The following is a 724-nucleotide window of genomic DNA, read 5'->3' as shown; positions in this document are numbered from 1 at the left end:
GCCTCGCCTGCCTTGACAGTCACAGTAGTGCCGTCGGTCAGGGTGAAGGTCAGGCCCTTGTGGTTGGTCACTGGCAGGCTTGGATCGGCGCTGACCAGGGTCACGGTGTAGGTGATCTTGCCGCCTTCGGCCACAGTGGTGTTATCCACAGTGAGCTGGGCAGTAACCGGGCTCTGCGTATCGGTGACCGCCACGGTTGCAGGCTGACCGATCTGCAGATTTTCCAGTTGCTCGCCGACCACTTCCGCCTTGGTGATGCTGACGGTGATCTTGCCTTCGTCCTTGAACACGTCATCGCCCTGCGCCGGAGCGGCATAGGACTTGGTGGTCTCGCCTGCCGCGAAGGTCAGGGTGGCGCCGGTGCTCAGGGTTACGGTGAATGGCTTGTCCAAAGCCTTGTTCAGGGTGACGGTGAAGGTAGGCTCAGTGGCTTCGTTGACCGAGACTTGATCGGCCACGATGCTGACCTTGACCAGGTCGCCTTCGTTATTGCCACCTGGATTGCCAGGGGTGCCCGGCTCATCGGTGACTACTGTGCTGACAGTATCTTTGCCCAGATTCAGCTGTTCGAACTGATCGGCCCCGGCACCTTCAACCTTGGTCAGACCTTGGGTGATGGTAACCGGATCGTTGACGTAGACGTTGTCTGGCGCAGTGACAGTGGTGGTGCCGACCGATTCACCGGCTTTGACCGTGACGATTGTGCCGTCGGTCAGGGTGAAGG

The 724-nt window shown here is 59.9% G+C and carries 1 protein-coding gene; it reads right to left on the bottom strand.

Going from position 1 to position 724, the window contains the following annotated elements; genetic code table 11:
- A partial coding sequence (locus GYA94_RS03455) for an immunoglobulin-like domain-containing protein (protein WP_369008863.1) occupies positions 1-724 on the bottom strand: 724 nt, incomplete at both ends.

Origin of the sequence: Pseudomonas juntendi, from assembly GCF_009932375.1 — a bacterium.
Classification (GTDB): domain Bacteria; phylum Pseudomonadota; class Gammaproteobacteria; order Pseudomonadales; family Pseudomonadaceae; genus Aquipseudomonas; species Aquipseudomonas juntendi.
The sequence above is the reverse complement of the archived record's forward strand: the minus strand, read 5'-3'. Positions and strand labels throughout refer to the sequence as shown.